Source organism: Methylobacterium organophilum (assembly GCF_022533465.1).
GTDB classification, from domain to species: domain Bacteria; phylum Pseudomonadota; class Alphaproteobacteria; order Rhizobiales; family Beijerinckiaceae; genus Methylobacterium; species Methylobacterium organophilum.
Window position 1 is genome coordinate 4,589,081 of the sequence record NZ_CP092848.1, and the last position, 26,927, is coordinate 4,616,007.

The 26,927-nt window shown below is 70.1% G+C and carries 28 protein-coding genes; 16 read left to right on the plus strand and 12 right to left on the minus strand.

Translation table 11 applies throughout. The annotated features are described in order from the left end of the window. Positions 1–2 precede the first annotated feature (2 nt). The 4 genes from MMB17_RS21650 (at position 3) to MMB17_RS21660 (ending at position 3,627) form a co-directional block, all read left to right on the plus strand. A complete protein-coding gene (locus MMB17_RS21650; protein ID WP_238310632.1) occupies positions 3–1,088 on the plus strand; it encodes a BMP family ABC transporter substrate-binding protein in 1,086 nt (361 codons plus the stop codon). A 76-nt stretch (positions 1,089–1,164) separates the two neighbouring features. Further along, entirely contained in the window at positions 1,165–1,296 is a 132-nt protein-coding gene (locus MMB17_RS25295) for a hypothetical protein (RefSeq protein WP_276518047.1), read from the plus strand. A gap of 389 nt (positions 1,297–1,685) precedes the next feature. After that, the gene (locus tag MMB17_RS21655; RefSeq protein ID WP_238310631.1) at positions 1,686–2,585 is read left to right on the plus strand and encodes a hypothetical protein; all 900 of its coding nucleotides are present in this window, start codon (positions 1,686–1,688) and stop codon (positions 2,583–2,585) included. A gap of 184 nt (positions 2,586–2,769) precedes the next feature. After that, on the plus strand, positions 2,770–3,627 hold the full coding sequence (locus MMB17_RS21660; protein ID WP_241100235.1) for an IclR family transcriptional regulator: 858 nt from the start codon (positions 2,770–2,772) through the stop codon (positions 3,625–3,627). Positions 3,628–3,744: 117 nt separating this feature from the next. On the opposite strand, the gene MMB17_RS21665 is transcribed toward MMB17_RS21660, so the two are convergent. From MMB17_RS21665 to MMB17_RS21680, 4 genes are all read right to left on the minus strand, one after another. Further along, positions 3,745–4,560, minus strand: a complete 816-nt coding sequence (locus tag MMB17_RS21665; protein WP_241100236.1) for a creatininase family protein — start codon at positions 4,558–4,560, stop codon at positions 3,745–3,747. After that, complete coding sequence (locus MMB17_RS21670) at positions 4,553–5,155, minus strand: SRPBCC family protein (RefSeq protein ID WP_241100237.1); 603 nt, start codon at positions 5,153–5,155, stop codon at positions 4,553–4,555. Before MMB17_RS21670 ends, MMB17_RS21665 begins: the two co-directional genes overlap by 8 nt. 75 nt (positions 5,156–5,230) lie before the next feature. Further along, positions 5,231–7,123 carry a hydantoinase B/oxoprolinase family protein gene (locus tag MMB17_RS21675; RefSeq protein ID WP_241100238.1) on the minus strand — a complete coding sequence of 631 codons (1,893 nt, stop codon included), beginning with the start codon at positions 7,121–7,123 and terminating at the stop codon, positions 5,231–5,233. Positions 7,124–7,134: 11 nt separating this feature from the next. After that, positions 7,135–9,186 carry a hydantoinase/oxoprolinase family protein gene (locus MMB17_RS21680; protein ID WP_241100239.1) on the minus strand — a complete coding sequence of 684 codons (2,052 nt, stop codon included), beginning with the start codon at positions 9,184–9,186 and terminating at the stop codon, positions 7,135–7,137. A gap of 695 nt (positions 9,187–9,881) precedes the next feature. Between MMB17_RS21680 and MMB17_RS21685 the strand changes: the two genes are divergently transcribed. From MMB17_RS21685 to MMB17_RS21705, 5 genes are all read left to right on the plus strand, one after another. Further along, on the plus strand, positions 9,882–12,083 hold the full coding sequence (locus MMB17_RS21685) for a transglycosylase domain-containing protein (protein WP_238310624.1): 2,202 nt from the start codon (positions 9,882–9,884) through the stop codon (positions 12,081–12,083). 248 nt (positions 12,084–12,331) lie between these two features. Beyond that, positions 12,332–13,435, plus strand: a complete 1,104-nt coding sequence (locus MMB17_RS21690; protein WP_241100240.1) for an adenylate/guanylate cyclase domain-containing protein — start codon at positions 12,332–12,334, stop codon at positions 13,433–13,435. Positions 13,436–13,502: 67 nt separating this feature from the next. After that, positions 13,503–13,724 carry a hypothetical protein gene (locus tag MMB17_RS21695; protein ID WP_241100241.1) on the plus strand — a complete coding sequence of 74 codons (222 nt, stop codon included), beginning with the start codon at positions 13,503–13,505 and terminating at the stop codon, positions 13,722–13,724. 146 nt (positions 13,725–13,870) lie between these two features. Then, complete coding sequence (locus MMB17_RS21700; RefSeq protein ID WP_238310621.1) at positions 13,871–14,770, plus strand: ParA family protein; 900 nt, start codon at positions 13,871–13,873, stop codon at positions 14,768–14,770. Then, on the plus strand, positions 14,760–15,251 hold the full coding sequence (locus MMB17_RS21705; protein WP_241100242.1) for a hypothetical protein: 492 nt from the start codon (positions 14,760–14,762) through the stop codon (positions 15,249–15,251). The genes MMB17_RS21700 and MMB17_RS21705 overlap by 11 nt, the downstream gene beginning before the upstream one ends. Before the next feature lie 174 nt (positions 15,252–15,425). Here MMB17_RS21705 and groL read toward each other — a convergent pair whose 3' ends face one another. Both groL and groES read right to left on the minus strand, forming a co-directional pair. Beyond that, positions 15,426–17,066: a chaperonin GroEL gene (gene groL, locus MMB17_RS21710; RefSeq protein ID WP_238310619.1), complete on the minus strand. Its 1,641-nt coding sequence runs from the start codon at positions 17,064–17,066 to the stop codon at positions 15,426–15,428. A gap of 79 nt (positions 17,067–17,145) precedes the next feature. Further along, the gene (gene groES, locus MMB17_RS21715; protein ID WP_012457015.1) at positions 17,146–17,436 is read right to left on the minus strand and encodes a co-chaperone GroES; all 291 of its coding nucleotides are present in this window, start codon (positions 17,434–17,436) and stop codon (positions 17,146–17,148) included. A 220-nt stretch (positions 17,437–17,656) separates the two neighbouring features. On the opposite strand from groES, the gene MMB17_RS21720 reads away from it, so the two are divergent. Then, a complete protein-coding gene (locus MMB17_RS21720) occupies positions 17,657–18,661 on the plus strand; it encodes a magnesium transporter CorA family protein (RefSeq protein ID WP_238310618.1) in 1,005 nt (334 codons plus the stop codon). A 118-nt stretch (positions 18,662–18,779) separates the two neighbouring features. Then, positions 18,780–20,111, plus strand: a complete 1,332-nt coding sequence (locus MMB17_RS21725) for a Gfo/Idh/MocA family protein (protein ID WP_241100243.1) — start codon at positions 18,780–18,782, stop codon at positions 20,109–20,111. Positions 20,112–20,126: 15 nt separating this feature from the next. On the opposite strand, the gene MMB17_RS21730 is transcribed toward MMB17_RS21725, so the two are convergent. Both MMB17_RS21730 and MMB17_RS21735 read right to left on the minus strand, forming a co-directional pair. Then, complete coding sequence (locus tag MMB17_RS21730) at positions 20,127–20,270, minus strand: hypothetical protein (protein ID WP_238310617.1); 144 nt, start codon at positions 20,268–20,270, stop codon at positions 20,127–20,129. A 157-nt stretch (positions 20,271–20,427) separates the two neighbouring features. Further along, positions 20,428–20,754 (minus strand): DUF167 family protein, encoded by a 327-nt coding sequence (locus MMB17_RS21735; RefSeq protein WP_238310616.1) that lies wholly within the window; start codon positions 20,752–20,754, stop codon positions 20,428–20,430. Between the two features lie 138 nt (positions 20,755–20,892). On the opposite strand from MMB17_RS21735, the gene MMB17_RS21740 reads away from it, so the two are divergent. After that, complete coding sequence (locus MMB17_RS21740) at positions 20,893–22,260, plus strand: cytochrome P450 (protein ID WP_241100244.1); 1,368 nt, start codon at positions 20,893–20,895, stop codon at positions 22,258–22,260. An 87-nt stretch (positions 22,261–22,347) separates the two neighbouring features. On the opposite strand, the gene minE is transcribed toward MMB17_RS21740, so the two are convergent. The 3 genes from minE to minC (MMB17_RS21755) are packed head-to-tail and all read right to left on the minus strand — an operon-like array spanning position 22,348 to position 24,125. Further along, positions 22,348–22,620, minus strand: coding sequence for a cell division topological specificity factor MinE (minE, locus tag MMB17_RS21745; protein ID WP_238310615.1), 273 nt, complete (start codon positions 22,618–22,620; stop codon positions 22,348–22,350). Further along, entirely contained in the window at positions 22,617–23,432 is an 816-nt protein-coding gene (gene minD / locus MMB17_RS21750) for a septum site-determining protein MinD (RefSeq protein WP_238310614.1), read from the minus strand. The genes minE and minD overlap by 4 nt, the downstream gene beginning before the upstream one ends. Positions 23,433–23,444: 12 nt before the next feature. After that, positions 23,445–24,125, minus strand: coding sequence for a septum site-determining protein MinC (minC, locus tag MMB17_RS21755; RefSeq protein ID WP_241100245.1), 681 nt, complete (start codon positions 24,123–24,125; stop codon positions 23,445–23,447). Positions 24,126–24,533: 408 nt separating this feature from the next. Here minC (MMB17_RS21755) and MMB17_RS21760 point away from each other — a divergent pair, with 408 nt between their 5' ends. Both MMB17_RS21760 and MMB17_RS21765 read left to right on the plus strand, forming a co-directional pair. Next, positions 24,534–24,734: a hypothetical protein gene (locus MMB17_RS21760; RefSeq protein WP_238310612.1), complete on the plus strand. Its 201-nt coding sequence runs from the start codon at positions 24,534–24,536 to the stop codon at positions 24,732–24,734. Beyond that, complete coding sequence (locus MMB17_RS21765) at positions 24,731–24,925, plus strand: hypothetical protein (protein WP_238310611.1); 195 nt, start codon at positions 24,731–24,733, stop codon at positions 24,923–24,925. The genes MMB17_RS21760 and MMB17_RS21765 overlap by 4 nt, the downstream gene beginning before the upstream one ends. A gap of 30 nt (positions 24,926–24,955) precedes the next feature. On the opposite strand, the gene minC (MMB17_RS21770) is transcribed toward MMB17_RS21765, so the two are convergent. Beyond that, a complete protein-coding gene (gene minC, locus MMB17_RS21770; protein ID WP_241102263.1) occupies positions 24,956–25,633 on the minus strand; it encodes a septum site-determining protein MinC in 678 nt (225 codons plus the stop codon). A gap of 325 nt (positions 25,634–25,958) precedes the next feature. Here minC (MMB17_RS21770) and MMB17_RS21775 point away from each other — a divergent pair, with 325 nt between their 5' ends. Both MMB17_RS21775 and MMB17_RS21780 read left to right on the plus strand, forming a co-directional pair. Continuing rightward, positions 25,959–26,324: an antitoxin Xre/MbcA/ParS toxin-binding domain-containing protein gene (locus tag MMB17_RS21775; RefSeq protein ID WP_373324955.1), complete on the plus strand. Its 366-nt coding sequence runs from the start codon at positions 25,959–25,961 to the stop codon at positions 26,322–26,324. Next, positions 26,290–26,829: an RES family NAD+ phosphorylase gene (locus MMB17_RS21780; RefSeq protein WP_420847385.1), complete on the plus strand. Its 540-nt coding sequence runs from the start codon at positions 26,290–26,292 to the stop codon at positions 26,827–26,829. Before MMB17_RS21775 ends, MMB17_RS21780 begins: the two co-directional genes overlap by 35 nt. The last annotated feature ends 98 nt before the right edge of the window (positions 26,830–26,927 follow it).

The window sequence follows — 26,927 nt, forward strand, 5'->3', positions numbered from 1 at the left end:
ACATGATCCGACGCGTTGCCGCCTGCGCGGCCCTCGGCTTGGCCGTTGCCGGCCAGGCCCCGGCCGCCTCTGCCGCCCCGTTCAAGCTCGAGGGCGAGCCCAAGGTCGCCATGATCCTGTTCGGGCCCAAGAACGACGGCGGCTGGTCCCAGGCCATGGACGAGGCCCGGCAGCGCACGGAGAAGGCCCTCGGCATCACGATCCCGGTGGTGGAGAACATCCAGGAGACCGCGACCTCGATCCGGCCGGCCGCCGAGCTGTTCATCAAGCGCGGCTACAACATCATCATCGGCACCGCCTATGCCTTCTCCGACACCTTCAAGGAGCTATCGGAGAAGTATCCGAAGGTCGCCTTCGTGAACGGCTCGGGGACGACCACCGGCCCCAACCTCGAATCCTTCTACGGCCGCACCTACGAGACGCATTACCTCTGCGGCATGGCCGCCGGCGCGGCCTCCAAGAGCGGCAAGATCGGCTTCGTCGCCGCCAACCCGTTCGGCATCGTCAACTGGACGATCAATGCCTACGAACTCGGTGCCCGGCTGACGAACCCCAACGCCGTCACGACCGCGGTCTATACCGGCGCCTGGAAGGATCCGGTGAAGGAGCGGGCCGCCGCCGCGGCCCTGATCGGCCAGGGCATGGATGCGATCGGCCAGCATGTCGACACGCCGACCCCGCAGATCGTGGCCCAGGAGAAGGGCATCTTCGCCACCGGCCATCACCGCGACATGCGCGAATTCGCGCCGACGGCGACCCAGTGCTCCTCGGTCTGGTACTGGGAGCGCTACTTCGTGCCCACGATCGAGAAGATCAAAGCCGGCACCTGGGAGCCGCGCCCCTTCGGCGCCTTCCTGTCCATCAAGGAGGGCGGTCCGGACATCGCCTGCTGCGGCCCGGCCGTGCCCAAGGCGGCAGTCGACAGGATCATGGCGGAGCGTCAGGCGCTCATCGACGGCAAGCAGATCTTCGCCGGTCCCCTCAAGGATCGGGACGGTGTCGAGCGGGTGCCTGAGGGCAAGGTTCTCAGCGATGCCGAGCTCTGGAAGATGGACTGGTTCCTCCCCGGCGTCGTCACCCAGCGCTGATCCCTCCGCCCGCGCCGCCGGCCCTGTCGGCGGCGCTCCCTGCTCTTTGTTTCTTGGGCGGATTTCGGTGTTTTCGATGCGCGGTTCGTCTGGGGCGTCGCCCGCTCTCTGCCTGACGGGAGTGTCGAAGTCGTTCGACGGCTTCGCGATCTGCGCCGGCGTCGAGTATCGGCTCGCCCAGTCCTTCACCGTCGGCTACGGCTTCTGAAGGACGACGCGCCGGCACGGGACATGCACCAGCGTCCATCTGCGCCGAACCCCGAAAGACAGGATTGATGCCGGAGCGGCATTAGTCCCCGGGGGCCTCGGAGGCTAGGGTGCCAAATTGCAGACCAGCGCACCGGCGACCGGAAATAACGGCCGGTCGTAACCATTATATCTCGATAGATTGTGCACAATCTTTCAGTGATATTTGTGCAACGATCGCTTTAATCGATGTTGCTCTTCGAGATGTTCGGGAACTCATCGTTGACTGATCTTTGGAGTCGGAAAATAGTTCTCTGGCATTAGCCGAGGGGACTGCCCAACATGTCAGCTCATCTTTTCGTATCAAAGTTTGTATCTTTCGTCGCGGCTGCTACCTGCGCGTGTGCCGCCATGGCCGCGGACCTGCCGAAGAAGGAGGCTCCGCCCGCGCCGGCCGCCGCCCCGTCCTTCTTCCTCTTCTCCGACACCCAGGTGAGCTACTTCTACCTGGCGGATGCGCGCGAGCCGGGCGTCACCGGCGGCCGGGCCGGCAATTCCCTCGCGGGCCGCTCGATCCCGAAGAACGTGCTCAACATCTCGCACGCCGATGCCTGGGCCTACGGCACCAACTTCTTCTCCCTCGACATCCTGCAGTCCGGCTCGCAGGATCCCGCCGGCACCGGCGCTCCGCGTTTCGCCCTCTACGATTACGGCGCGACGGAAGCCTACGGCCTCTACCGCGGCACGCTCGGCGGCAACGAGGTCTTCAACACCAAGGCCTTCAGCGTTCCCGGCGTTCTCAAGAACATCTCGCTCGGCTACGGCTTCGACGCCAACACCAAGAACACCCAGTTCGGTCCGGAAGTCCGTAAGCTGCTCGCCGGCGCGGTCTTCTCCTTCGACGTGCCCGCCGGTTTCATGAACCTCGGCGTGTATGTCCAGAAGGAGTGGAATCGCAACGGCATCGTGGCCGAGCCCTTCCGCAGCGTCGAGTTCGACGCGGTGCCGCATTTCGAGCTGGTCTACAACTTCCCGCTGGCCTTCACCGGTCTGCCGCTCAGCCTCGCCGGCTTCAACAACGTCAACCTGCCCAAGGGCAAGGATGGCTTCGGCGCCAAGACCGAGCTCGAGTTCCTGTCGCGCACCAACCTCGTGCTCGACGTGGGCAAGCTCGTCTGGGGCCAGCCCGGCAAGCTCGATGCCTTCGTCGGCTTCCAGTACTGGATGAACAAGTTCGGCACCAACCAGAACAACGTCCCGGGCGCCGAAGAAAAGACCTTCCTCGCCGGCGTCTCCGTTCACATCTTCTGAGACGGCGCGGACTTCACCGCACACCCCACCGGCCCTGGCTCCCAGCCAGGGCCGAACGCATGGCGCGGATCCGGACACCGGAACGGATCCGTCGCAGGAAATCCGCCGGCGCGACCTTCACGGCCGTATCCGTTTGTCGGATACAGATCTCGCGGACGCGATCGCACGCGGCGTGAAGGATCCCATGACGGCACAGAGCAAGCAGCGGGGGCGCAAGGCCGCCGCGGATCAGGCTGCGTCCGAGGCGCCGGCCCCGAAGGGCGCCCTCCCCTCGGCCATCGATCCCGGCTCCCTGCGCGGCATGGACCGCTCCTTCGCCGTGCTGGAACTGCTGGCCCAGGCGCCGGCCCGTGTCGTCGACGTCACCCGGGCCCTCGACCTGCCCTGGGCCACCGTCCACCGCACGATCGTGCAACTCGAGAAGGCGCAGTTCCTGCGGCGCGATCCGGAGACCAGCCGCTACCAGATCGGGCCGCGGCTCTGGCATATCGGCTCGGCCTACCTGTCGAATCACCGGGTGCTGACGGCGGCGATGCCCTACCTCGCCAAGCTCTCCGAGCTGGACGGAATCGCCCTGCAGGTGGTCGAGCGGATCGGCTGGCAATCGGTGGTGATCTACTCGCACCAGCATGTCGATGAGGACATCACCAAGGCGCATTACGGCTATCACTTCCCGCTGCACTGCGCCTCGAAGGGGCATGTGCTGCTGGCCAATGAGCCGCCCGCCTTCATCGACGCCTATCTCGCCCGCCCCCTCGAGCGCCTGACGCCGGAGACGGTGACGGATCCCGTGGCAGTGCGGGCGATCCTGGAGGAGGTGCGGGCCTCGGATTTCGCCCTCACCGTCGGCGACGTCCAGCTCTTCGCCGCCTCGATGGCGGCGCCGATCCGCGACGCGACGGGACAGACCGTGGCCGCGCTCTGCTTCGTCTTCCGCAAGAATCTCCTGAAGAGCGACGCGCGCCGGGAGACCCTGCGCGAGCAGATCGGGCATGCCGCCCACTCGATCTCCCTCGACCTCGGCTGGCGCCACGGTCGCTGAGGCCAGGGGGCGACTCGGGAAGCGCGCGACCGTTCCGATCAACCCGAAACGCAGCCGGCCCGGGACGTGGGCACGTCCCGGGCCGGGTTTCGGGTCGGTTGCGGAGGCGCGGCGCGGTCAGCGCCGCTCCTCGTAGGAGCCCCGCAGAGTGCGGAAGGTCTCTTCCAGCACCTCGACCACGGTGTCGATGAAGACCTGGCCGGCCTCCGCCGTGGCGCAGGACGGGTCGCCGAAGATCGCGGCATGGCCGGCGGCGGGGCGCGGCCGGCGCATATAGGTGCGCACCGGCTCCGTCGGCGCCACGAGGTCCCAGCCGACCGGGCCGTAATGGGCGCCCTCCAGCCGATCCATCTTCACGAGTTCGGGCCGCGTAGCGAGCTGGAAGCCGGTCTCGAACTCGCAGCCATGCCCCATGCCGCCCGGCACCGAGCGGCGCAGGGCGTGGATCCTCTCCGCCGCCGGCTCCCAGTAGCTCACGGCAGAGACCTTGAAGCTGTGGGCCGCGTCGAGCTCGTCGACGAGGTGGCGGGCGACGGCGTCGTTGGCGGTGCCGTTCGGGCGGTTGCCGTTGAGGAGGATCAGGTGCTCGAAGCCCTGCCGGACCAGGGCCGCGCCGATCTCGAACAGCATGGCTTGGTAGGTCGGAATCGAGAGCGAGATCGTGCCGGGGAAGAACTCGAAGGTCTTGGAGATGCCGTAGGCGACGGGGGGCGCCACCAGGGCGTCGATCCGCTGGGCCAGCAGCCAGGCGATGTGCTCGACCTGATGCGTGTCCGTGTCGGTGGGCATGTGGGGGCCGTGCGCCTCGGTGGCGCCGGTGGGCAGGATCACGGCGCGCTTCTGCGCGATCGCCTCCGCGATCTCCATCTGCGTCATGAAGGACATGCGCCGTTCCCCGCCGGCGGCGGGGGCGCTGGAGGCGGGATCAGCCATGGGTCGATTCCTTCTGCCGTTTCCTGAACAGGGATGCGATCAGCCGGACGAGCAGGGCGAGCACGCTGATCTGCGTGGTCTGCGTCGGTGGGGCCGCCGCAGCGGGCTGGGGGGATGACGCGACGGCCGCGTCACTCGCGGCCGGGAGAGCCGCGAGCTGCGCTTCGACGTTCTTCACGAATTGCCCGATCAGCACGGAGGCGGTCTCGTTGACGAGGCCGGTGCGGCCGAACTGGGCGATGGGGCCGGCGAGCTGCACGTCCGCGTCGATGTCGACGCGGGTGGCGCTGCCGCCGAGATCGGTCAGGCGATAGTCGAGGGCGAGCTTGGAGCGGCTGCCGCCGCGCTTGTCGGTGCCCCGGCCCTCGGCATGCCCGCTATGGGTGGCGGGATCCGTCGTCACCGTGGCCTCCCCGTCGAAGGAGGCCCCGAACGGTCCGAGCTTGATGCCGACCTTGCCGGCATAGACGCCGTTGCCCTTGTCCTCGGTCAGCTCGGCGCCCGGCATGCAGAGCGCGACCGCCGGGATGTCCTGAAACAGGTCCCAGACGGCCGGCAGCGGCCGCGGCACCTCGAAGGATTGGGTGATCTTCATGGTCTCGCGCCCCAGAGACGTCGGAGGGAGAAGTCGGTGGGCGCCGCGTCCGGGCCGGCTGCGGCGCCTGGGTTCCTACCGCACCGGCCGGGCGTGCCAGCCCTCGTCCGGATCGGGCAGCCCCTCCGGCCGGGTGATCCGGCCGGCCGCCTTGAGGGCGGCGAAATAGGGGCCGCGGTCGAACATCGGCGGCGTGCCGCGCTCCTTGGCGAGCCGGGCCCGCAGGGCCTCCGTGCCGGCGAGGTCGGCTGTCCATGTGCGGCCGGCGCGCGTCAGCACCACGCCGTAATCGTGCCGGGCCGAGGCCTCCGAGACGAGGCCGCATTGCACGTCGGCCACCACCCGCTCCACCGGCCGTTCCAGAGGATCGCCCCAGCCGCCGCCGCCGGTCGTGACGATGCGGATCACCGAGCCCGGCGCGACCGTGACCGTGTCGCTCATGCCGGGATGCACCGTCTCGCGGTTCTCGCCGTCGATCACCGAGACCTGATAGTTCTCGCCGGCCTTGCCGCCGTTGACGCCGTAGCAGCCGAGCAGGGAGCGGTCGGCGTTGGAGATCAGGCGGCATTCCTGCAGGGCGCGGATGCGCTTGTCGTAACCGAAGCCGCCGCGGTGATAGCCGGGGCCGCCGGAGCCCTGCTTGAGGCCGAGCTCCTCCACCAGGATCGGGTAGCGGGTCTCGGAGAACTCCGCCGGCAGGTTCTTGGAGTTCGGCACGATGTGCACGACATCCGAGCCGTCCGCCCAGGGGCGCCCGGGGCTGCCGCCGCCCAGCACCTCGCGGAACAGGTAGAAGTCCTCCTGCGTCTTGCCGCCGGTGACGCCCCAGATGCGGATGGTCTCGTGGTCGGCCGGCATCTTGCCCCCCGTCGCCTTGGACAGGCAGGCGGCGAACGAGCCCAGCGTGCGCAGCATCAGGAAGAAGCGCATGCCGGTGGGCTTGCCGAAGGTCGGGGTGATCAGCGTGCCCTTCTTCGGGAAGACCACGTCGATGACGTCGAGCACGCCCTCGTTCGAGTCGATCTCGGCGGCCCGCTCCGGGGAGCTCGCGAGCGAGCGCAGCGTCGGGGCGAGCCACTTGCGGAAGTAGCGGCCCTCCGCCTCGTCGAGCGCCCAGTTGATCGGGCCCTTGGCCTCCGGGTCGGTGCCGGTGAAGTCGAGGACGATCTTGTCCGGGGTCTTGATCATCGTCACGCGCAGGGCGTGGAGCTTGTCCTTCTCGACGCCGTCGTTCTCGATGAAGTCCTCGAAGGTGTACTCGCCGTCGGCGATCTTCGGCAGGATCTCCCGGCGGAAGATCTCGGCGGTGTTCTTCAGGATCTGGTCGAAGGCGGCTTCCAGCGTGTCGGCGCCGTAGCGCTCGGCCAGGGCCACGACCCGGCGCGAGCCGAGCTTGGCCGCGCCGATCTCCGCGTCGAGATCGCCGGCGAGGTGCTCGGACAGGCGGGAATTGCGCACGATGATGCGGAAGGCCGCCTCGTTGCGCTTGCCCTTCTCGTAGAGCTTGATCGGGGGGATCATCACGCCCTCCATCCACGAATCCGTTGCGTGGACGGGCAGGCTGCCCGGCACGGCGCCGCCGATGTCGTCGTGGTGGCCGAAGACTTGGCTGAAGCCGATCAGCCGCTCGCCGAGGAAGATCGGCACCGTGGTGCAGAGATCCGGCACGTGGCCGATGCCGCCGCAGGAATTGTAGGGATCGTTCCAGAAGAACACGTCCCCGGGATGGATGTCGTCGGCGCCGAAATATTCGAAGACCGGCTCGACGATGGCCGAGTAGGAGCGGCCGGTGAGCTTGCGGCCCTTGGCGTCGAACAGCGCGACCCGGTAGTCGTGCTGGTCGCGGATCATCGGCGAGCGGGCGGTGCGCTCCACTGCCGCCTCGATCTCGAGTTCGGCCGCGCGGATGGTGCCGTGGATGACCTCGAGCTCGATCGGGCCGAGGGTGGTGCGGGTCTCTTGCGTCATGGTCGCCTCCCTCACAGGCTCTTCTCGAGGATCAGGTTGCCGTAGGCGTCCGCGCGGACGCTCCAGCTCGTCGGCACCACGACCGTCGAGCCGTATTCCTCGACGATGGCCGGGCCGGCGACCCTCTGCGCGACGGCGAGTTCGGTGCGGCGGTAGAGCGGGCAGTCGATCCAGCCGGTCTGGCGCCAATAGGCGCGGCGCGTGGCGAAGGGCGCGGCCGGCTCCCGCGCGACGGTGTCGGCGGCGATGCTCGGCCGGTTCTGCTCGCCCACGGCCTGGATGCGCAGGTTGACGAGCTCGACGTCCTGCTTGCCCTCGTAGTGGAAGCCGAAGGTCTGGTCGTGGACGCGGTGGAAGTCCGACCAGAGGTGGTCGAGGATCGCCTCGTCGGAGAGGCCGGCGGGGATCGCCACCTGCACCTCGTGGCCCTCGCCGAAGTAGCGCACGTCGGCGATGCGGCGGATCTCGATGCGCTCGGCCGGGATGCCCTCCGCCTCGATATCGGCGAGGCCGGTGGCGGCGAGCTCGTTCCAGGCGGTGAGGATCTCGGCCCCGTCGACGGTCGATTGCTGGCGCACCAGGGTGCGGATGTAGTCGCGGCGCACGTCGGAGACGTGCAGGCCGAAGGCGCAGAGATTGCCGGGGTTCGGCGGCGAGATCACCGTGCGGATGTCGAGGAAGTCGGCGACCTCCGTGGCGAACAGGCCGCCCGCGCCGCCGAAGGCGACCATGGCATAGGCGCCGGGATCGCGGCCGCGGGTCGTGGTGACCTGGCGGATGCCGAAGACCTGGTTGACGGCGGCGATCTCCAGGGCGCCGGCGGCGACCTCCTCGGCGGACATGCCGAAGCTCTCGCCGAGCTCCGCATAGGCCTTGCGCGCGGCCCCGTCGTCGAGGCGGATCGCGCCGCCGATCAGCGACGCGGGCAGGCGGCCCAGCGTGATCGCTGCGTCGGTGACGGTGGGCTTGGTGCCGCCGCGGCCGTAGCAGATCGGGCCTGGATCGGCGCCGGCGCTGCGCGGGCCGACCTTGAGCTGGCCGTAGGGGTCGGTCCAGGCGATGGAGCCGCCGCCCGCGCCGACCGTGACGATGTCGAGCATCGGCGTCTTGACCGGGTAGCTCTCGACCATCGAGGACGAGGTGTACATCGGGGTGTAGTCCTCGATGATCGCCACGTCCGTGGAGGTGCCGCCGACATCCACCGTGAGGATGTCCTTGTAGCCGGCGAGCCGCGCCATGTGGATCGAGCCGAGCAGGCCGGCGGCCGGGCCCGAGAGCAGCATGGTCACCGGCTTCTCGCCGGCGGTCGAATGCTTCACCACGCCGCCGTTCGACTGCATGATCAGGAACGGGATGTCGCCGGACTTGGCGCGGATCGCGTCGGCGGCGTTCTGCAGGTAGGTCTTGCAATAGGGCTTCACGAGCACGTCGATCAGCGTCGTCATCGCCCGCTCGTATTCGCGGTACTCGGGCAGCACCACCGAGGAGAGCGAGACGAAGACGTCGGGGAACTCGGCGCGGATCAGCGCGCCGATGCGCTGCTCGTGCGCGCCGTTGGCATAGGCGTGGAGCAGGCAGACGCCGATGCAGCGCACGCCGTCCTCGACGAGCTCGCGCACCGCCTGAAGGGTCGCCGCCTCGTCGAGGGGCTCGATCTCGCGTCCCTCGAAGGTCAGGCGGCCGGGCACCTCGCGCACGAGGTGGAGCGGCACCAGACGCGGCGGCTTCACCCAGAAGAACGAGTTGCCGTAGCCGTCCGGCACCGATTGCCGGGCGATCTCGATCATGTGGCGGAAGCCGCGGGTCACGATCAGGCCGAGGCCAGCGAATTTGTGCTCCAGCACCGCATTCGTCGCCACGGTCGAGCCGTGCAGCAGCATGCGCAGGTCGGCATCCGTGCCGCCGGCTTCGGCGAGCACCGTCCGCACGCCCTCGATCAGCCCGATGCTCGGGTCGGAGGGCGTCGACGGCGTCTTCACCGCCGTGATCCGCCCCGTGGTGTCGTCGATGGCGACGACGTCGGTGAAGGTGCCCCCGGTGTCGATGGCGATCTGCAGGCCCATGCCGCTGACTTTCTATCCGATATATGGATACGATGTCCAAATAATGCATATGAACGCGCAGCGCGGCAAGCGCCCCGCCTGCTGAAATTTCCGACGCGGGGCCCGGGGAAATGATGCGGATTTGATCAGACGGGCGGCGAGCGAAGCACTCTTCGAGGCTTCTGGCCGACCGAAGCGGGGCAAGGGGATGTGCTCGACCGAAGCCCGCGGTCGCTTATCGTCTCACCGGCGCCTGTTCCGTGGCCGAAGGCCGGCGCGACTCACGGCAGGGGCATGCCGATCCCGGACGTTGCGCCGGCCCCGTGACCGCTGCTGTTCATGGAACCCGTGACGGTCGCGACGATCCCGTCGCCCTCTGTCGTGCCTGTCGGCCGAATCGCGCGTTCCAGCGCCCTCACCTGCCGCTGCCAGAGCCAGATCCGCAACCTGTCGAGCCATCGATGCATGGTCGGTCTCCGCGAGGGGACATCGCATCAACGCTCAAGCTCGGAGAGGCGATCCCGTCGTGATCCTGTCGCGAGCCCACGGCAGTGCGGGTGCGGCCCCGCACGGGCGGCTGAATCTAATGCTATGTTTTTGCTGATGAAAAGAAAATCGCTGGTTAATTGTCCGTAAACCCGCCGCATTTACGGTGCCGATGCGGGTCTCTCCGCCGCGCGGTCGCGCCGGGGAGGCTTTCGGATCTGACGGGACGCATGGCGGACGGACGCGGACGGACGAGACGGGGTGAGCCGAATTTCGACGCGCCCGAAGGCCGCGTCGATCCCGGCAGCCTCGATCTGCGCCTCACCCGCGCCGAACGGGCGGGGGGCGGCGTGGCAAAGCGCGGAGCGGGTTCGGAACCCAAGCCGGCCGGCCGGCGGACATCCGGCGGCGGCCGGGGCGCGCCGGCCCGCAAGAAGAGCCGCCGCGGCGGCTCCTTCCTGGGCCGGGCGGTCTACGGCCTGGTCGTGCTCGGCCTGTGGTGCGTGATCGGGATCGCGGGCCTCGTCGCCTACCATGCCTCGCAACTGCCGCCGATCGACCAGATCGCGGTGCCCAAGCGGCCGCCCAACATCGCGATCCTGGCGAGCGACGGCTCGCTGCTCGCCAATCGCGGCGAGACCGGCGGCCGGGTCGTCTCGATCAAGGAATTGCCGCCCTATCTGCCGCGCGCCTTCGTGGCGATCGAGGACCGGCGCTTCTACGACCATTTCGGCGTCGACCCCGTGGGCATCGCCCGGGCGGTGGTGCAGAACCTGACCCGCCGCGGCGTCTCGCAGGGCGGCTCGACCCTGACCCAGCAGCTCGCCAAGAACCTGTTCCTGACGCCGGAGCGCTCCGCCTCGCGCAAGATCCAGGAAGCGATCCTGGCCCTGTGGCTGGAGCACAAATATTCGAAGGACGAGATCCTCGAACTCTATCTCAACCGGGTCTATTTCGGCGCCGGCGCCTACGGCGTCGAGGCCGCGGCCCAGCGCTATTTCGGCAAGCCCGCCAAGAACGTGACCCTCGCCGAGGCCGCGATGCTGGGCGGCCTCGTCCAGGCCCCCTCCCGCCTCGCCCCGAACCGCAACCTGAAGGCCGCCCAGGCCCGCGCGGCCCAGGTGCTCGCGGCCATGGAGGAGCTCGGCTTCGCCAAGGCGCCGGACGTAAAGGTCGCCCTGGCCCAGCCGGCCCGGCTCGCCTCGACCCGCGGCGGCGGCTCCTCGAACTACGTCGCCGATCTGGTGATGGACGTCCTCGACGATTTCCTGCCGAAATTCGAGGACGACATCGTGGTCTCCACCACGGTCGATTCCGCGATGCAGGGCGTGGCCGAGAAGGCCCTGGTCGACGAATTGAACACCAAGGGCGTCCGTTACAATGTCGGCCAGGGGGCGCTGGTCTCGATGCGGCCGGACGGAGCGATCCGCGCGCTGATCGGCGGCAGGGACTACGCCCAGAGCCAGTTCAACCGGGCGACGACGGCCAAGCGCCAGCCCGGCTCCTCCTTCAAGCCCTTCGTCTATCTGACGGCGGTCGAGCACGGGCTGACCCCAGACACCCTGCGCGACGACGCGCCGATCCGGCTCGGCAACTGGAGCCCGGAGAACTATTCCCACGATTACCGCGGGGCCGTGACCCTGCGCGAAGCGCTGGCCCTGTCGCTCAACACGGTGGCGGTGCGCCTCGGCCAGGAGGTCGGCCCCAAGGCGGTGGCGCAGACGGCCCAGCGCCTCGGCATCGCCTCGCCGCTTCAGGCCAACGGCTCCATCGCCCTCGGCACCTCCGAGGTGACGCCGATGGAGATGGTCGGCGCCTATTGCGCCTTCGCCAATGGCGGCACCGGGGTGATCCCCTACGTCATCGCCAGCATCAAGGGCGCCAACGGCAAGGTGCTCTACAAGCGCGGCGAGGGCGGGCTCGGCCGGGTGATCGACCCGAACGCGGTCGGCATGATGAACGCGATGATGCACGACGTCTTCACGATCGGCACGGCGCGCAAGGGCGACATCCCGGGCTGGGAGCTGGCCGGCAAGACCGGCACCAGCCAGGATTACCGCGACGCCTGGTTCATCGGCTATTCGGGCTCCCTGGTGACGGGGATCTGGCTCGGCAACGACGACGGCGAGCCGACCAAGAAGGCCTCCGGCGGCAACCTGCCGGTGGAGATCTGGAAGACCTACATGACCGTGGCCCTGCGCGGCGAGAAGCCGGTGCCGCTGCCCGGCCTCAACCGCTGGCGCGCCCGCCCCGAGAGCCCGGTCGCCGCCCGCGACGGCGCCTCCCCCGGCGGCCTGATCGGGACGCTCCTGGGCGAGCCGGAGCAGACCGCCTCCGCGCCGCGCCCGTCCGCCCGTGTCGAGGCCCAGGCCCGGGGGCCGAGCCGCGACGACCGCAACTTCCTGGAGAAGCTCTTCGGCGTCGGCGAGTGAGCGCGCGGATCCGGCCCCTGACGCGGCCCTGACGCGGCGCGGCGCCCGGTCCGGACGGTTTCCGGCCCGACCGGGGCCGCTTCGCCCTATTGGCGCCATCATGCGGGCATGAGCCTGGGTCCGACGCCGGCTCCGCCGCGCGGATCCGCGAGAGGGAGCCCCGTGCCAGCCCCCCTGCCCCATCGACGGCCCGATCCGGCGCGCCGCGGCTGCGCCGGCGCCTTCGGCCGCGCCCGGAGGCGTCCCTAATGCTGCCGCAGCACCGCTGGTTCTGGGTCCTGATCCTGCTCGCCTGCGCCGTGGCGGGGCTGATCTACAACGTGATCTTCGCCGCCGGCGCCTCGCCGCTGGCGGGCCTGACCTATGGCCTGTTCATGGGCGGGGCGGCGCTGGCCTTCGAGCGCGGCCTCGTGCTCGCCGGGCTGCAGGCGCGGATCCGGCGGCTGCCGGCGGGGCTCTACGTGCCCGCGGCCGAGCTCGCCTACATGGCCATGATCGTCGTCGGCAACTCGATCGGCGGCGTCGTGGTCTGGGCCTTCGGCATGACCCAGGACCCCTTCCTCGAATCCATCCGCATGACGCCGCGGGTGCTGGCCTATGCCCTGGCCGTCTCCGCCCTGCTCGTCTTCGTGATCCGCATGCGCGACCTGATCGGCGGCGAGGTCTTCGTGAACTTCCTGATCGGCCGCTATCACCGCCCGGTGGAGGAGGAGCGCATCTTCCTCTTCCTCGACGTGGTCGGCTCCACCGCCTTCGCCGAGACCCATGGCGACCTGCGGGCCCAGGAATATCTGAGCGCGGTCTTCGCCACCCTCGCCGAGCCGGTGCGGCGCTACCAGGGCTCGACCGACGACTATATCGGCGACATGGCCATGATCACCTGGCCGATGGCCCGGGGCCTGAAGGAGGCCCGCTGCGTCGCCTGCCTGTTCGCCGTGCGCGACCGCCTCGCCGCGGAGGCGCCGGCCTGGCAGGCCCGCTTCGGCACGGTGCCGCGCCTGCGCGCGGCGTTGCATGGCGGCTCGGTGGTGACGGCGGAAGTCGGGGTCGACCGGCACAAGATCGCCTATTTCGGCGACGCGGTGAACGTGACCTCGCGGGTCGAGTCCCTGTGCCGGCCCCTCGGCGTCGACGTGCTGATCTCCGACGACCTCCTCGCCCGGCTGCCGCGCCTGCCCGAGGGCGTCACAGCCCGCTCCCTCGGGGCGCATGCCCTGCGCGGCCGGGGCCGGCGCCTCTCGGTCTCGACCCTGGAACGCAGCGACCAGGTCGCGGAGGCGATGGCCGGCGCCGCGATCGCCGCCGACCCGCCCGCCGCCGCCCGCCCGCGGGCCGTGGCCGGGGGACGCTGAGCCGGGAGCGAACGGCAATGGCCGCCCCGCGTTGACCCCGGCATCGAGCGCGAAGGCCGGAGGCGGCATGGCGGAGGGCGTGAAACCGGCGAGGGAGCCGCCGCGCAGGACCTGGCGGACGCCCCTGCGTCTCGCCCTGCGCTTCGGGCCGCCGCTCCTCGGCCTCGTGATCGTGTTCCGCTGCATCGTCGCCTCGATCGGCGGGGAGATCAGCCAGCCCGGCTTTGCCCTCGGCATCGCCCTGATCGCGGCGGGTTTCGTTTCCCGGCTCGTCCCGCACGGCCCGTGATCGGACGCCCGGCCGCAAACGGTGTCTTCACCTCGGTGAAGCGCGGCGATTGACGGCGCCCTCGAATCGAGCCTTTCAGCGGGGGCCGGTGCCGGGATCCTGCCGATGGAGCGTGCGGCCGGGCCGGGCGAGGAGTGGGAGGAGCGGTGACGGGCAAGCTGATCGCGGTCGCCAACATGAAGGGCGGCGTCGGCAAGACCACGACCGTGGTGATGCTGGCCGAGGCCCTCGCCGCGGATGGCGCCCGCGTGCTGGTGGCGGATTTCGATCCCCAGGCGAGCGTCTCCGTCTGCCTGGCTGGCGACCGGCTGCTCGCCGACATGATCGGCAAGGGGCGCACCCTCGAGGCCTATCTCGCCCTCAAGCTGATTGCCCGTCACAAGCCCGACCTGCGGGCGCGGGTGCAGCCGGGCGTGAGCCTGACCATGCACCGGAACGCGCCGCTCACCCTGTCCCTGCTGCCCTCCGGCCCGCATTTGCGCATGATCGAGCGCGAGATCGTCTACGAGCTGACGGCGCAGAAATACTCGATGCACGAGATCGAGAGCCGGCTGTGGAAGATCTTCCACGACGACTTCGTCCCCCTGACCCAGGACTACGATTACGTCTTCTTCGACTGCGCGCCGGGCATCTCCCCGATGACCGAGGTCGCGGTGCGGGCCGCCGATCTCGTGCTCGTCACCTCGATCCCCGATTTCCTGTCGACCTACGGCCTCAATGCCTTCGTCGAGACGGTCTGGCGGCGCAGCAGCCGCGAAGCCAGCCAGATCGCGCCGCGGGGGAGGCCGCATGTCCTCGTCACCCGCTATCAGGCCCATGTCCGCCAGCACCAGCAGACCCTGGCGCGGCTGGAGGCGGAAGCGGCCGCCCCGGATGCGGGCTTCCGGCTCCTGTCCACGCGCATCCCCCAGGCGGCGGCCCTGGCCGATGCCCTGCTGCCGAGCGAGGACGCGCCGCCGACCTTTTCGGGCAAGTACGGTGCTTACGTCTCGACGGTGCTCGTCCCCCTCGTCGAGGAAGTGAAGGGAATCCTCCATGGCGCTTGATGTCGACGGCTACGCGGTGCTGCAGGCGATGGGCGCCGCGCCCGAGGCCTTCCCCGATATCCAGACCGAGGTGCCCCGGCTCGCCCGCACCCTCGTCGTGAAGCAGCTGAAGGTCCGCAGCCTGAATGTGGCCGGCCTGCGCCTGATCCGCGACGTGGTCGGCATGGAGAATTTTGCGCTGATCGCGGACGGGATGAGCGATGCCGAGGTGAAGAGCCTCGTCACGCGGCTCGACCCGCATCACCCGAGCCTCCGGGAGGCGACGCCGACCTGGTTCCGGCGCCGTCTGACCGCGCTCGCGGCGGGCGACGCCCCGATCCGCAAGGGCGAGACCCCGCCCGCCAAGCCCGCCCCCGAGCCCCAGGCCGAGCGGGCTCTGGCGAGCCGCCCCTTCGCCGCGACCTGGGACGGCAAGGACCACGACGCCCCGGCGGAGAAGAAATCCGAGAAGAAGGGCAAGAAGGACAAGAAGAAGGGTTGAGAATCGGGTCGGATCGGCCGCTTCGGCGTCGCGCTCGTCCTTGCCGGCGGGAGCGGCGCCGACCGAGCCGATCAATCGAGGGGCCGCCTCCGAGCCTCCTGCGCGTCACCCGCGCCCACGAAAAAGGGGCCGCCTCGCGGCGACCCCTCTTCCGTCTCGTATGGGTGGCTGGACTTAGAAGTCCATGCCGCCCATGCCGCCGCCCGGCATGGCCGGAGCGGGGCTGTCCTTCTTCGGCGCGTCGGCGACCATGGCTTCCGTGGTCACCAGCAGGCCGGCCACCGAGGCGGCGTCCTGCAGGGCGGTGCGCACCACCTTGGCCGGGTCGACGATGCCGGCCTGGATCATGTCGACATACTCTTCGGTCTGGGCGTTGAAGCCGTAGGTCTCCGAGGAGGTGTTGTCGGTGATCTTGCCGACCACGATCGAGCCCTCAACGCCCGCGTTCTGGGCGATCTGGCGGATCGGGGCCTCAAGGGCCTTCAGGACGATCTTGATGCCGGCCTGGACGTCCGGGACGTCGGAGGTCAGCTCGGCGACCGCCTTCTTGGCGCGCAGTAGGGCCGTGCCGCCGCCGGGGACGATGCCCTCTTCCACCGCAGCGCGGGTGGCGTTGAGCGCGTCGTCCACGCGGTCCTTCTTCTCCTTGACCTCGACCTCGGTCGCGCCGCCGACGCGGATCACCGCGACGCCGCCGGCGAGCTTGGCCAGGCGCTCCTGGAGCTTCTCACGGTCGTAGTCCGAGGTGGTCTCCTCGATCTGCGCCTTGATCTGGCCGACGCGGGCCTCGATGTCGGCCTTCTCGCCGAGACCGTCGATGATCGTGGTGTTCTCCTTCTCGATGCGCACGCGCTTGGCGCGGCCGAGCATGGGGAGCGTCACGTTCTCGAGCTTGATGCCGAGATCCTCGGCGATCATCTGGCCCTTGGTCAGGATCGCGATGTCCTCGAGCATGGCCTTGCGGCGGTCGCCGAAGCCCGGCGCCTTGACGGCCGCGACCTTGAGGCCGCCGCGGAGCTTGTTGACGACGAGGGTAGCCAGAGCCTCGCCCTCGATGTCCTCGGCGATGATGACGAGCGGCTTGCCGGTCTGCACCACGGCCTCGAGCACCGGCAGCATGGCCTGGAGCGAGGAGAGCTTCTTCTCGTGGATGAGGATGTAGGGATCCTCGAGCTCGGCGATCATCTTCTCCGCATTCGTGATGAAGTACGGGGAGAGATAGCCGCGGTCGAACTGCATGCCCTCGACGACGTCGAGCTCGGTCTCGGCGGTCTTGGCCTCCTCGACGGTGATGACGCCCTCGTTGCCCACCTTCTGCATGGCGTGGGCGATCATCTCGCCGATCTCCTTGTCGCCGTTGGCGGAGATCGTGCCGACCTGGGCGACTTCGTCGGAGGTCGAGACCTTCTTGGCGCGGGCGGTGATGTCCTTCACCGCGGCGGCCGTGGCGAGGTCGATGCCGCGCTTCAGGTCCATCGGGTTGATGCCGGCGGCGACGAACTTGGCGCCCTCGCGGACGATCGCCTGGGCGAGCACGGTCGCGGTGGTGGTGCCGTCACCGGCGATGTCGTTGGTCTTCGAGGCCACTTCGCGCACCATCTGGGCGCCCATGTTCTCGAACTTGTCGGCGAGCTCGATCTCCTTGGCGACGGTGACGCCGTCCTTGGTGATGCGGGGGGCGCCGAAGCTCTTCTCGATCACGACGTTGCGACCCTTCGGGCCGAGCGTCACCTTGACGGCATCCGCGAGGATGTCGACGCCGCGGAGCATCTTGTCGCGGGCGTCGGCCGAGAAACGGACGTCTTTCGCTGCCATTGTACTACCTCTGCAGTTCGTGGGAGCCCCAAGGCGGCCGGAGCGGCGCCTCGAAGGGCGGGGAAGGGTTCGGGGGGCCTTAGGCGGCGACCACACCCATGATGTCGGACTCCTTCATGATGAGGAGATCCTGGCCGTCGATCTTCACCTCGGTGCCGGACCACTTGCCGAACAGCACGCGGTCACCGACCTTGACGTCGAGCGCGTTCACGCGGCCCTGCTCGTCCCGGGCGCCCGGGCCGACGGCGACGATCTCGCCCTCCTGCGGCTTCTCCTTGGCGGTATCGGGGATGATGATGCCGCCCTTCGTCTTCTCTTCGCTCTCGATGCGACGGACGACGACGCGGTCGTGCAGCGGACGGAACTTCATGAGCTGCCCTCTTGCTTCGAATTCTCGAATGGTCTTGATGCGGCGGGGACCGCGTCCCGACCTTGTCGCTAGCAACCTGTTAGCACTCTCGTGCGTCGAGTGCTAACGACGGCGGCGAGATAGGCTCGGGCGCGCGCCGAGTCAAGCTGCCGCAGCAGGCGGCTTGCACGAATTCGCTCTTCTCGGCGCCGCCCTTCTCGCAAAAGAGTCTCCTCCCGCGATGATCAGCCTTCAGGGACCGCAGGGCGCCGTCGATACCGCCTGCCTGGAGGGGCAGGGTCCCCTCGACCCGGCGACCGTCTGGATCGATCTCGACGATCCCTCCGCCGAGGAGGCCGCTGCGGTGGAGCGGGGCACCGGCCTGCGCGTGCCCTCCCGCGCCGCCCTGAGCGAAGTCGAATCCTCCAGCCGCCTGCGCCGCAACCGCAACGGCCTGTCCCTTTCGACGCCGATGGTGACCTTCGACCGGGCGGATTTTTCCCTGAAGCCCCTCGGCTTCGTGCTCACCAGAGAGCACCTGCTCACCGTCCGCTTCCACGATCTGCGCGCCTTCGCGACGGTGAAGAAGCGCATCGCCGAGCAGGACGACAAGGCGACCACCAGCACCCAGGTGTTCCTGTTGCTCGTCGAGGAGCTGGTCGACAGCCTTGCCGACGCCCTGGAGGAGATGTCGGCCGATCTCGATGCCCTCTCGACCCGGATCTTCGACTTCGACGTGAGCGCCCGGCCCGGGGCGCGCAAGGACGACGCCACCGCGCCCAAGCGCCGCGACCTGGCGCTGCGCCGGCTGCTGCGCTCGATCGGGCGGCAGGGCAAGGCTCTGGCCAAGGTCCGGGCCAGCCTGCTCGGCCTCGGCCGGATCGTGCCCTTCGTGAAGGACGAGTGCGGCGAGCTGCTCCATGCCGAGGAGAAGCCGCGCTTCGACACCCTGTCCCGGGACATCGCCTCCCTCGACGAGTTCGAGACCCGGCTCTCGGAGACGCTGCAATTCCAGCTCGACGCGGCCCTCGGCCTCATCAACATCGAGCAGAACAATGCCTTCCGCATCCTCACCGTGGTCTCGGTGGTGGGCGTGCCCCCGACCCTGATCGCCTCGATGTACGGCATGAACTTCAAGAACATGCCCGAGCTGAGCTGGACCTACGGCTACCCCTACGGCCTCGCGCTGATCGCGATCTCGGCGCTGATCCCGCTGATCTTCTTCCGGGTGAAGGGCTGGATCTGACGCTCCTCGACTCCGGCGGGTGCGGCAGCGGGCCTCGCGCGCCGGGCCGGAACGCCGGCCCCTCCCTGCCGTTCCCGGGCATCCCCGGAACGGCAGAGATATGGGTGTGGCAGGGCTGATGAGCGACGAGCGCAAGCAGGGCGAGGCGGCCTATCGCCTCTCGCGGAGGAATCTTCTGGCGGCCGGCGGAGCGACCCTGTCCGGTGCCGCGCTCGCCGCGACCGGCGCCGCGGCGCAGGCACAGGATGGGGCGCTTGGCCCGGCGGTGCCGGCCGATACCGGCGCGGTCCAGGGCGGCCGGGTCGTGTTCCCGAACTGGCGCGGCCAGGGGGACGCGCCCCCTCCCCCGCCGCCCGCGCCCCTGCCCCCGGAGAAGCGGGTCGGCTTCGCCGTCGTCGGCCTCGGCCGCCTGAGCCTGGAGGAGATCCTGCCGGCCTTCGGCGAGGCGAAGATGGCGCGCCCCGTCGCCCTGGTCTCGGGCTCGCCGGACAAGGCGAAGCTCGTCGCCGCGCAATACGGCATCGCCGCCGAGGCGATCTACGGCTACGGCGACTGGGACCGCCTGAAGGCGAACCCGGCGGTGCAGGCGGTCTACGTGGTGACGCCGAACGCGCTCCACCGGGAGCACGTCGTGGCGGCGGCGGGGGCGGGCAAGCACGTGCTCTGCGAGAAGCCGATGGCGACGAGCCCGGACGAGGCCCGGGCCATGATCGAGGCCTGTGCCCAGGCCAAGGTCAAGCTGATGATCGCCTATCGCTGCCAGTACGAGCCCAACAACCGCGAGGTGACGAAGATCGCCCGTTCCGGGAGCCTCGGCCGCCTGCGCCTGATCCAGGCCTTCAACGGCCAGACCTCGGGCCTGCCCGAGCAGTGGCGGCTCCGCAAGGCCCTGGCCGGCGGCGGAGCGCTCCCCGATATCGGCCTCTACTGCCTCAACGGGGTGCGGGCCCTGACCGGCGAGGAGCCGGTCTCGGTGACGGCGCAGGTCCATTCGACGCCCGACAGCCCGCTCTTCCGGGAGGTGGAGGAGAGCGTCGTCTTCACCCTCACCTTCCCCTCCGGCGTCATCGCCCAGTGCGGCACGAGCTACGGCGTCCACGAGAGCCGGCGGCTCGATGTCCATACCGAGGGCGGGGCCCTCACCCTCGAGAACGCCTTCGCCTATCGCGGCCAGCGCCTGATGATCGCCCATCGCGAGGGGACGCGGGTGCAGAAGGACGAGCCGGTAATCCCGCCGAAGAACCAGTTCGCTCTGGAGCTCGACCACATGGCGGAGTGCATCCTGAAGGACCGCCGCCCCCGCACCCCGGGCGAGGAGGGCCTGCAGGACCAGATCCTGATGGCGGCGATCTACGAGGCGGCCCGCAGCCGCGCCCCCGTCACGGTCGGCCCCCTGCCCGGCACCGGCATGGGCGCCGACGCTACCCGCGGGCCGGCCCTCGACGGCTGAGGCCCCGATTGCGCCCTACCCCCAGCGCACGAAGCCTGCGACCAGGAGGATGGCGAGCACCGCCAGGATCCAGACATGGCCCGAGCCGACGGCGTAGAGCACGAGGGCCAGGAACACGGCGGTGATGCCGAGCAGGACGGCGACGGCGACCGGGTTCACGCCCGCCCGCTCCCGCCCGCGGCGCCCGCGCCTGCCTGTTCGATCCGCCCCATCGCTCCCCCCGACTCCGCCGGGGCGCTTGCCATGGCCGCCGATCGGACTTCAACCCGTTGCGGGTCCGTCCGATCCCTTTCGCGTGAGGGCGGAGCCCGTCCTGTCAGGCTTTCGCCAGGAGCGCCTCCAGCCGCGCGGCCAGAGCGGCGCCGTCGCCGGCGAGATGGAGGCGCTTCAGCCGGGAGGTCTCGCCGGAGAGGAAGCGGATCCCGGCCCGGCGCAGGTCGAGCGTTTCCGCGAGGAAGGCGAGGAGGGCCGCGTTGGCCGCGCCCTCCACCGGCGGGGCCGCGAGCCGGATGCCGAGCACCGGCCGCCCGTCCGCGCCGATATTCACACCGTCGAGGCCGTTGCGGGAGGCGCGCGGGGTCAGGCGGACCGTGAGGCGCAGGCCGTCGGCCTCGATCGTATAGGGGTGGGCGGGCTCGGCCATGTCGTCCGGGGTCGGTTCGGGGGCGGTTGTCAGCGGCGGTTCGCGTCCTGCCCTTTAACACGCGTTTACACGGCGGGCCGCCGCCGCATCACCGGAATGTCGGATGTCCGCCCCCGGCCGATGGGATAGGAACCGGGTATGGATGCCCTCGCTCTGCCCGTCTTCCCGCGGCTGGTGCCGCCGGTGCCGACACCTGCGGCGCGGGAGCTCTCGACCTGGCGCTTCGTGCGGGCGATGCGCATCAACGGCATCGGCTGCTGGCCGCAACAGGCCTACGAGGCGCCGTATCTGCGCCGCCGCATCCTGGGGCGCACCCGCCTGACGATCAGCGATCCGGAGGCGGTGCGCCGGGTGCTCGTCGAGAACCCCGAGAACTACGTGCGCACGGCGATCACCGTGCGGATGCTGCGCCCGCTCCTGGGCGACGGGCTGCTGATCAGCGAGGGCGCGGCCTGGCGCCACCAGCGGCGCACCCTGAGCCCCGCCTTCACGCCCCGGGCGGTGGACCTGCTCACGCCCCACATCCTCTCGGCCACCGACGCGGCCCTGGACGCGCTCGCCGCCCCGGCCGAGGCCGGTCCGGTCGATCTCTTCGCTGCGCTCCAGCACCTCGCCCTGGAGATCGCCGGCCGCACCATGTTCTCCCTCGGCATGGGCCGGCATGGCCCGGCGCTCCGGCACCACGTCGTCGCCTATGCGGAGAAGCTCGGGCGCCCGCACGCCCTCGACGCGCTGCTGCCCCTGTCCTGGCGCACGCCCCTCGATCGGGCGCGGGCCCGGTTCCGCCGGGACTGGACGGGTTTCCTCGACGGGGTGATCGCCGAGCGGGCGGAACGGGGCGGCGGGGGCGCCCGCGACCTGCTCGACCTGCTCCAGGCGGCCCGCGATCCCGAGACCGGCGAGGGCTTCTCCGTCGAGGCCCTGCGCGACCAGGTCGCGACGATGATCCTGGCCGGCCACGAGACCACGGCGGTGACGCTGCTCTGGGCCTGCGTGCTGCTTGCCGATGCGCCGGAGATCCAGGAGGCGGTGTTCGCGGAGGGCCGCGCCGCCGGCACCGGCTCGGCCCAGGCCCTGCCCCTCACCCGGGCGGTGATCGAGGAGACCCTGCGGCTCTATCCGCCGGCCTTCGTGCTGGCGCGCAGGGCGCTCGCCGCCGACACCCTGTGCGGGCAGAGGGTCGCCCCCGGCGAGATCGTGGTGATCTCGCCCTGGCTTCTCCACCGCCATCGCGGGCTCTGGACCGATCCGGACGCCTTCGATCCCGGCCGCTTCCTGCCGGGCGCGGCGCCGGTGCGGCGCTTCGCCTACCTGCCCTTCGGGGCCGGCCCGCGGGTCTGCATCGGGGCGCAATTCGCCCTGGCGGAAGTCGTGCTGGCCCTGGCGCGGCTCGTCGGCCGGTTCCGCCTCGAGCGCGCCCAGGCACGCCCGGTGCTGCCGGCCGCGATCGTGACGACGCAGCCGGACCACGCCCCCGCCTTCCGCCTCGCGCCCCGGGCGGGGTGAGGCCCCGCGCGGCCGTGTGCGGTCAGGCCGAACGGAAACCGGGGCGGCCGCCTCTCGGCGATCGCCCCGGTTTCCGTGGGTGTCTGATCAACCCGCCGCCCGCTTGAGCGGCGCGGCCTCGACCGGGATCTCGATATCGACCCCGAGGGTCGAGACGCCCTGGCCGCGCTCGAGCTTGATCTGAACCTTGTCGCGCTCGACCGCGACGTGCTTGGCGATCACGGCGAGGATCTCCTCGCGCAGAGTGATCACCAGATCCGGGCGCCCGCTCTCCGCCCGCTCGTGGGCGAGGATGAGCTGAAGGCGCTCGCGCGCGACCGCGCTGGACGCGCGGGGCTTGAGGAAGGTCAAGACACTCATGCGGCCCTCCGAGTGAACAGCTTGTTGATCAGGGACTTGCGATCCGAGGGGATCGCCATCGGCACGGTCTCGCCCTTCAGGCGGCGCACGGCGTCGATATAGGCGCGGGCCGGGGCGGAGAGCGGGTTGTTGAGGGTCACCGGGCAGCCGACATTGGAGGCGCGCAGGACCTCGAGACTCTCCGGGATGATGGCGAGCAGCGGGATCGACAGGATCTCGAGCACGTCCTCGACCTTCAGCATGTCGCCGCGATCGGCCCGGGCCGGGTCGAAGCGGGTCAGGATCAGGTGCTTCTCGATGGTGTCGCCCTTCTCGGCGCGCACGGTCTTGGAATCGAGGAGGCCGATGATCCGGTCGGAATCCCGCACCGAGGAGACCTCGGGGTTGGTCACCACCACGGCGACGTCGGCGTGGCGCATGGCGAGCTGGGCGCCGCGCTCGATGCCGGCGGGGCTGTCGCAGACGATCCAGTCGAACTTCTCGCGCAGCTCGTCCATCACCTTGGCCACGCCCTCGTCGGTGAGCGCGTCCTTGTCCCGGGTCTGCGAGGCGGGCAGCAGGGAGAGGTTGTCGAGGCGCTTGTCGCGGATCAGCGCCTGGGGAAGCTTGGCGTCGCCGTTGGTGACGTTGATGAGGTCGTAGACCACGCGCCGCTCGGCGCCCATCACCAGGTCGAGGTTGCGCAGGCCGACGTCGAAATCGACCACGCAGACCTTCTCGCCGGCCTGGGCCAGCGCCGCGCCGAGCGCGGCCGTGGTGGTGGTCTTGCCGACGCCGCCCTTGCCGGACGTGACACAAAGAACCTTGGCCATTCTCGTTTCCCCTTAACCCAAGGCTGCGATTCTGATGGCGCCGCCGTCGTTCCAGATCTGGACCGCTTGGCCGCGCAGGTGGGTGCCCATGTCCTCGGCCGTGCGGACGAGGCGGTCGATGCCGAGAAGCTCGGGCTCGAACTTGCGGCAGTAGATGCGTGCGCGCGGGTTGCGGGCGGCGCCCGCGATGGCCCGGCCGCGCAGGGCGCCGTAGACGTGGATGGAGCCGCCCGCGAGGATCTCGGCGCCGGAGGACACAGAGCCCATCACCGTCACGTCCCCGTCCGGATGGACGATGGTCTGGCCGGAGCGCACCGATCCCTCGATGGTGAGGGAGGTCAGCGCGGGCTTCTCGGGCTCGGTCGGCACCTCCAGCACCGCGCCGGCATGGCCGCCGGCCAGAAGCGGCAGGCCGGCTTCGCCGAGCGCCGCATCCGCGCCCTGAAGGCCGAGGACGCGGACATTGCGGGTCGCGAGATCCGCGATGAGGCCCGCCAGGATCTCCTTCTCCGGCCGCAGGGCCGCGAGGTCGAGGATCACCGCCTTGCCGTCGAGCAGGGTCGGCGAACGCTTCAGGGCGCCGTCGAGACCGGCGAGCCAGTCCTCGAGCGGGGCCTCCGGCGCCAGCACGGCCGCCCGGAAGGTGCGGCCCCGCAGGCTGAAGGTCCGGGGTTGTGGAGCGGTGCTGGTCACGGGCGTTTACGTTTCCTTACCGATGCTCCCATTGATGGCCGGGATGGTTACCGGGCGGTTAATTTTCCGCGGGCGCCCGGCAAAATTTGCCGGGACACATTCCGGCGGTGCTTCGGGCTGCCGGAGAAAAGCTTGCTCAGGCAAGGATTTGGCCCCCGGTGCGGGCGGCGACGAACCTTAATCCGGCCCGGGATCGCAGGATCCCTGGATCCCGTGACGTCGGCGAATCGGCGATCCGGCCTCAGGATCTCGCCGAGATCGGTCATGGAAGACGCGGCGAAGATCCTGTGCGCGGGAGCGTATTCGCCGGGGCGAGGGCGACCTGGGCGAAGCAATTTTCCAGGACAGGGCGAGCCGAAATCAGTCCGGACCCTCGGCGCTGCCGCGAAAAGATGCTAGCGCGGCCGCATGCCGATCTGGGCCAAACTCCTCATCGTGCTCGGGGCCGCCCTCTTCGTGACGGGCGGCGGCTGGGTCTTCGAGATCCGGCTCTCGGCTGTCCATGGCTGGCTGCTCGAGCGCATCGGCCATACGGGCATGCGCCTCGTGATTGGAGCGATGGTCCTGGTCGGGGCCTGGGCCCTCTGGAACGAGATGGAGGACCGATGACGCGGCCCCTCGCCGTCTCGCTGCTCGCCCTCGCCCTCTATCTCGGCATCTGGGACTGCCTGCTCACGCTCGGCCTCTCGACCCTCCACGGGTGGCTGCGCGATCTCCTTGGCCAGACCGGCCTCTGGATCGCGATCGTGGCCACGACGCTGGGCGCGGGCTGGGTCGTGTGGGACGAGCGGGAGGAGTGATCCCGCGGGCCGTCGACCCGGAAGACGGCCTCAGTCGACGGGCAGGAGGATCATCGAATCGCCGTCGAGCCGGGCCTGTACCGCCTGGCCCCGCAGCTGGCCGCCGAGATCGTCGGCGGTCTTGTAGAGCCCGTCGATGGCGATGAGCTCCGGCTCGAACTTGCGGGCCAGGATGCGCGCATTGGGATCGCCCACCGCCCCGGCGATGGCCCGGCCCCGCAGGCTGCCATAGACGTGGATGGAGCCGCCCGCGATGACCTCCGAGCCGGAGCCGACGGAGCCGAGCACGGTCACGTCCCCGTCGAGATGCTGGATCACCTGGCCCGAGCGCACGGGTGCGTCGATCACGAAGGAGCGGTGGCGCGGCGCGGCCTGGGGAAGCGGCACGGGCGCCGGCGCCGCGGCCGCCGCGGCGGTGGCCGGCAGGGCGGCCTCGGGCGGGACGATGTCTTCCACCGGCTTGCCCCCGGCGAGCGGGGGCGGAAAGCCGGGGCCGAGGGAGGTCGGGCCGATCCCCTCGATGCCGAGGATGGTGATGGAGCGCTGGTTGAGCGCCGCGCAGAGGTCGAGCAGGTCCGAGCGGTCGAAGCGCAGGCCGGTCACGTCGAGGATGATGGCGCGCACCGTGAAGAAGGCGGGGGCGCGCTCCTTCAGGGCGTCGAGCTCGGCGAGCCACAGGTCGATCGGCGGCACGGGGGCCAGCACCATCGCCAGGAAGGAACGGCCGCGGAAGCGGATCGGGGGACGGGCGGCGGTCACGGAAAATCTGGCCCTGTCGCTGGCGATGACATGTGCGGAGCCGTCGGCCTTCGCCGACGCCACCCCGCGTATCCCACGATCACCTCAGCGGCGAGGCCGTCAACACCTCATCCCGTTCCGCGTGTGGAGGGCGCCTCTGCGCGAGCCCGGCGGCGCGGGGAGGTCGCCGGACCGCGTCCACCGCTTGCCGGACCGGCAGGGCTTGCATAATCTGAGCACTGTCAGGATCAGGATGCGACCAATTCCTGCCCCGCCCGTTCAGCAGGATATGCCGATGAGCGCCCTGCCCTCCGTCGCCACCCTCTTCCGCGAGGCCGATGCGCCCTATCTTTCGCCGCGCCGGGTGGCGGAGGGGCTCGGTCTCACGCTGACCGAGCTCGCGCGGCTCGCCGGCATCTCGCGCAACACGCTGACGGCTTCCCGCGGAACGCGCTCCGTCGAGGGAGCCCTGAGCCCCATCGTGCGCATCATCGCCATGGCCGCGGAGATGACCGGCGACGAGATGCGGGCGGCGATCTGGTTCAAGCACCAGCCGATCCCGGGCTGGGCCGGCAAGACGGCCTACGACCTCGTGCGCGAGCACAAGGCGGATAAGGTCATCGCCTATCTCGAAGCGGTGCGCGCCGGCGTCTATGCCTGAGCCGGGAAGCCGGCTCGTCCTCTGGCGCGCCTACGTTCCCCGCTGGGCGCACGATCCTCTGTCCGGGGCCGGGGCGGCTCGCTTCGGCGGACGCTGGAACAGGATCGGGCAGCCCTGCCTCTACGCAGCCCGCGAGTTGTCGACGGCCTGGGCGGAATACAATCAGGGTTTCGTGCAGCATCCTGCCACCATCGCGCAGCTCATCCTCAAAGGGGCTCGTCTGGCCGATCTGACCGCGCCGGACGGCCTGCGGGGGCTCGGCCTGCCCGACGACCTGCACCGGGCGGAGTGGCGCGCGGATCTCGACGCGGGACGGCTGCCAGAGACGCATCGCGCGGCCGAACGGCTCCTTGAGGCGGGTTTCCACGGCCTGATCCATCCCTCCTTCATGTCCCGCGGCGGCACCGGCATCGCCCTGTGGCGCTGGAATGGCGAGGAGGGTCCCCGCCTGTCCGTCATCGACCCGGAGGGCCGCCTCCCGAAGACCGACGCGCCCTGGTTGTGAGGGCGGGCGCCGTCCCGCCCCCTGCCCGACGTACCCCCTACCCCGCGCGCGGCGAATAACGGACGGCTTGCGGGAACAGGCCCTTCCCTTTATTGCGA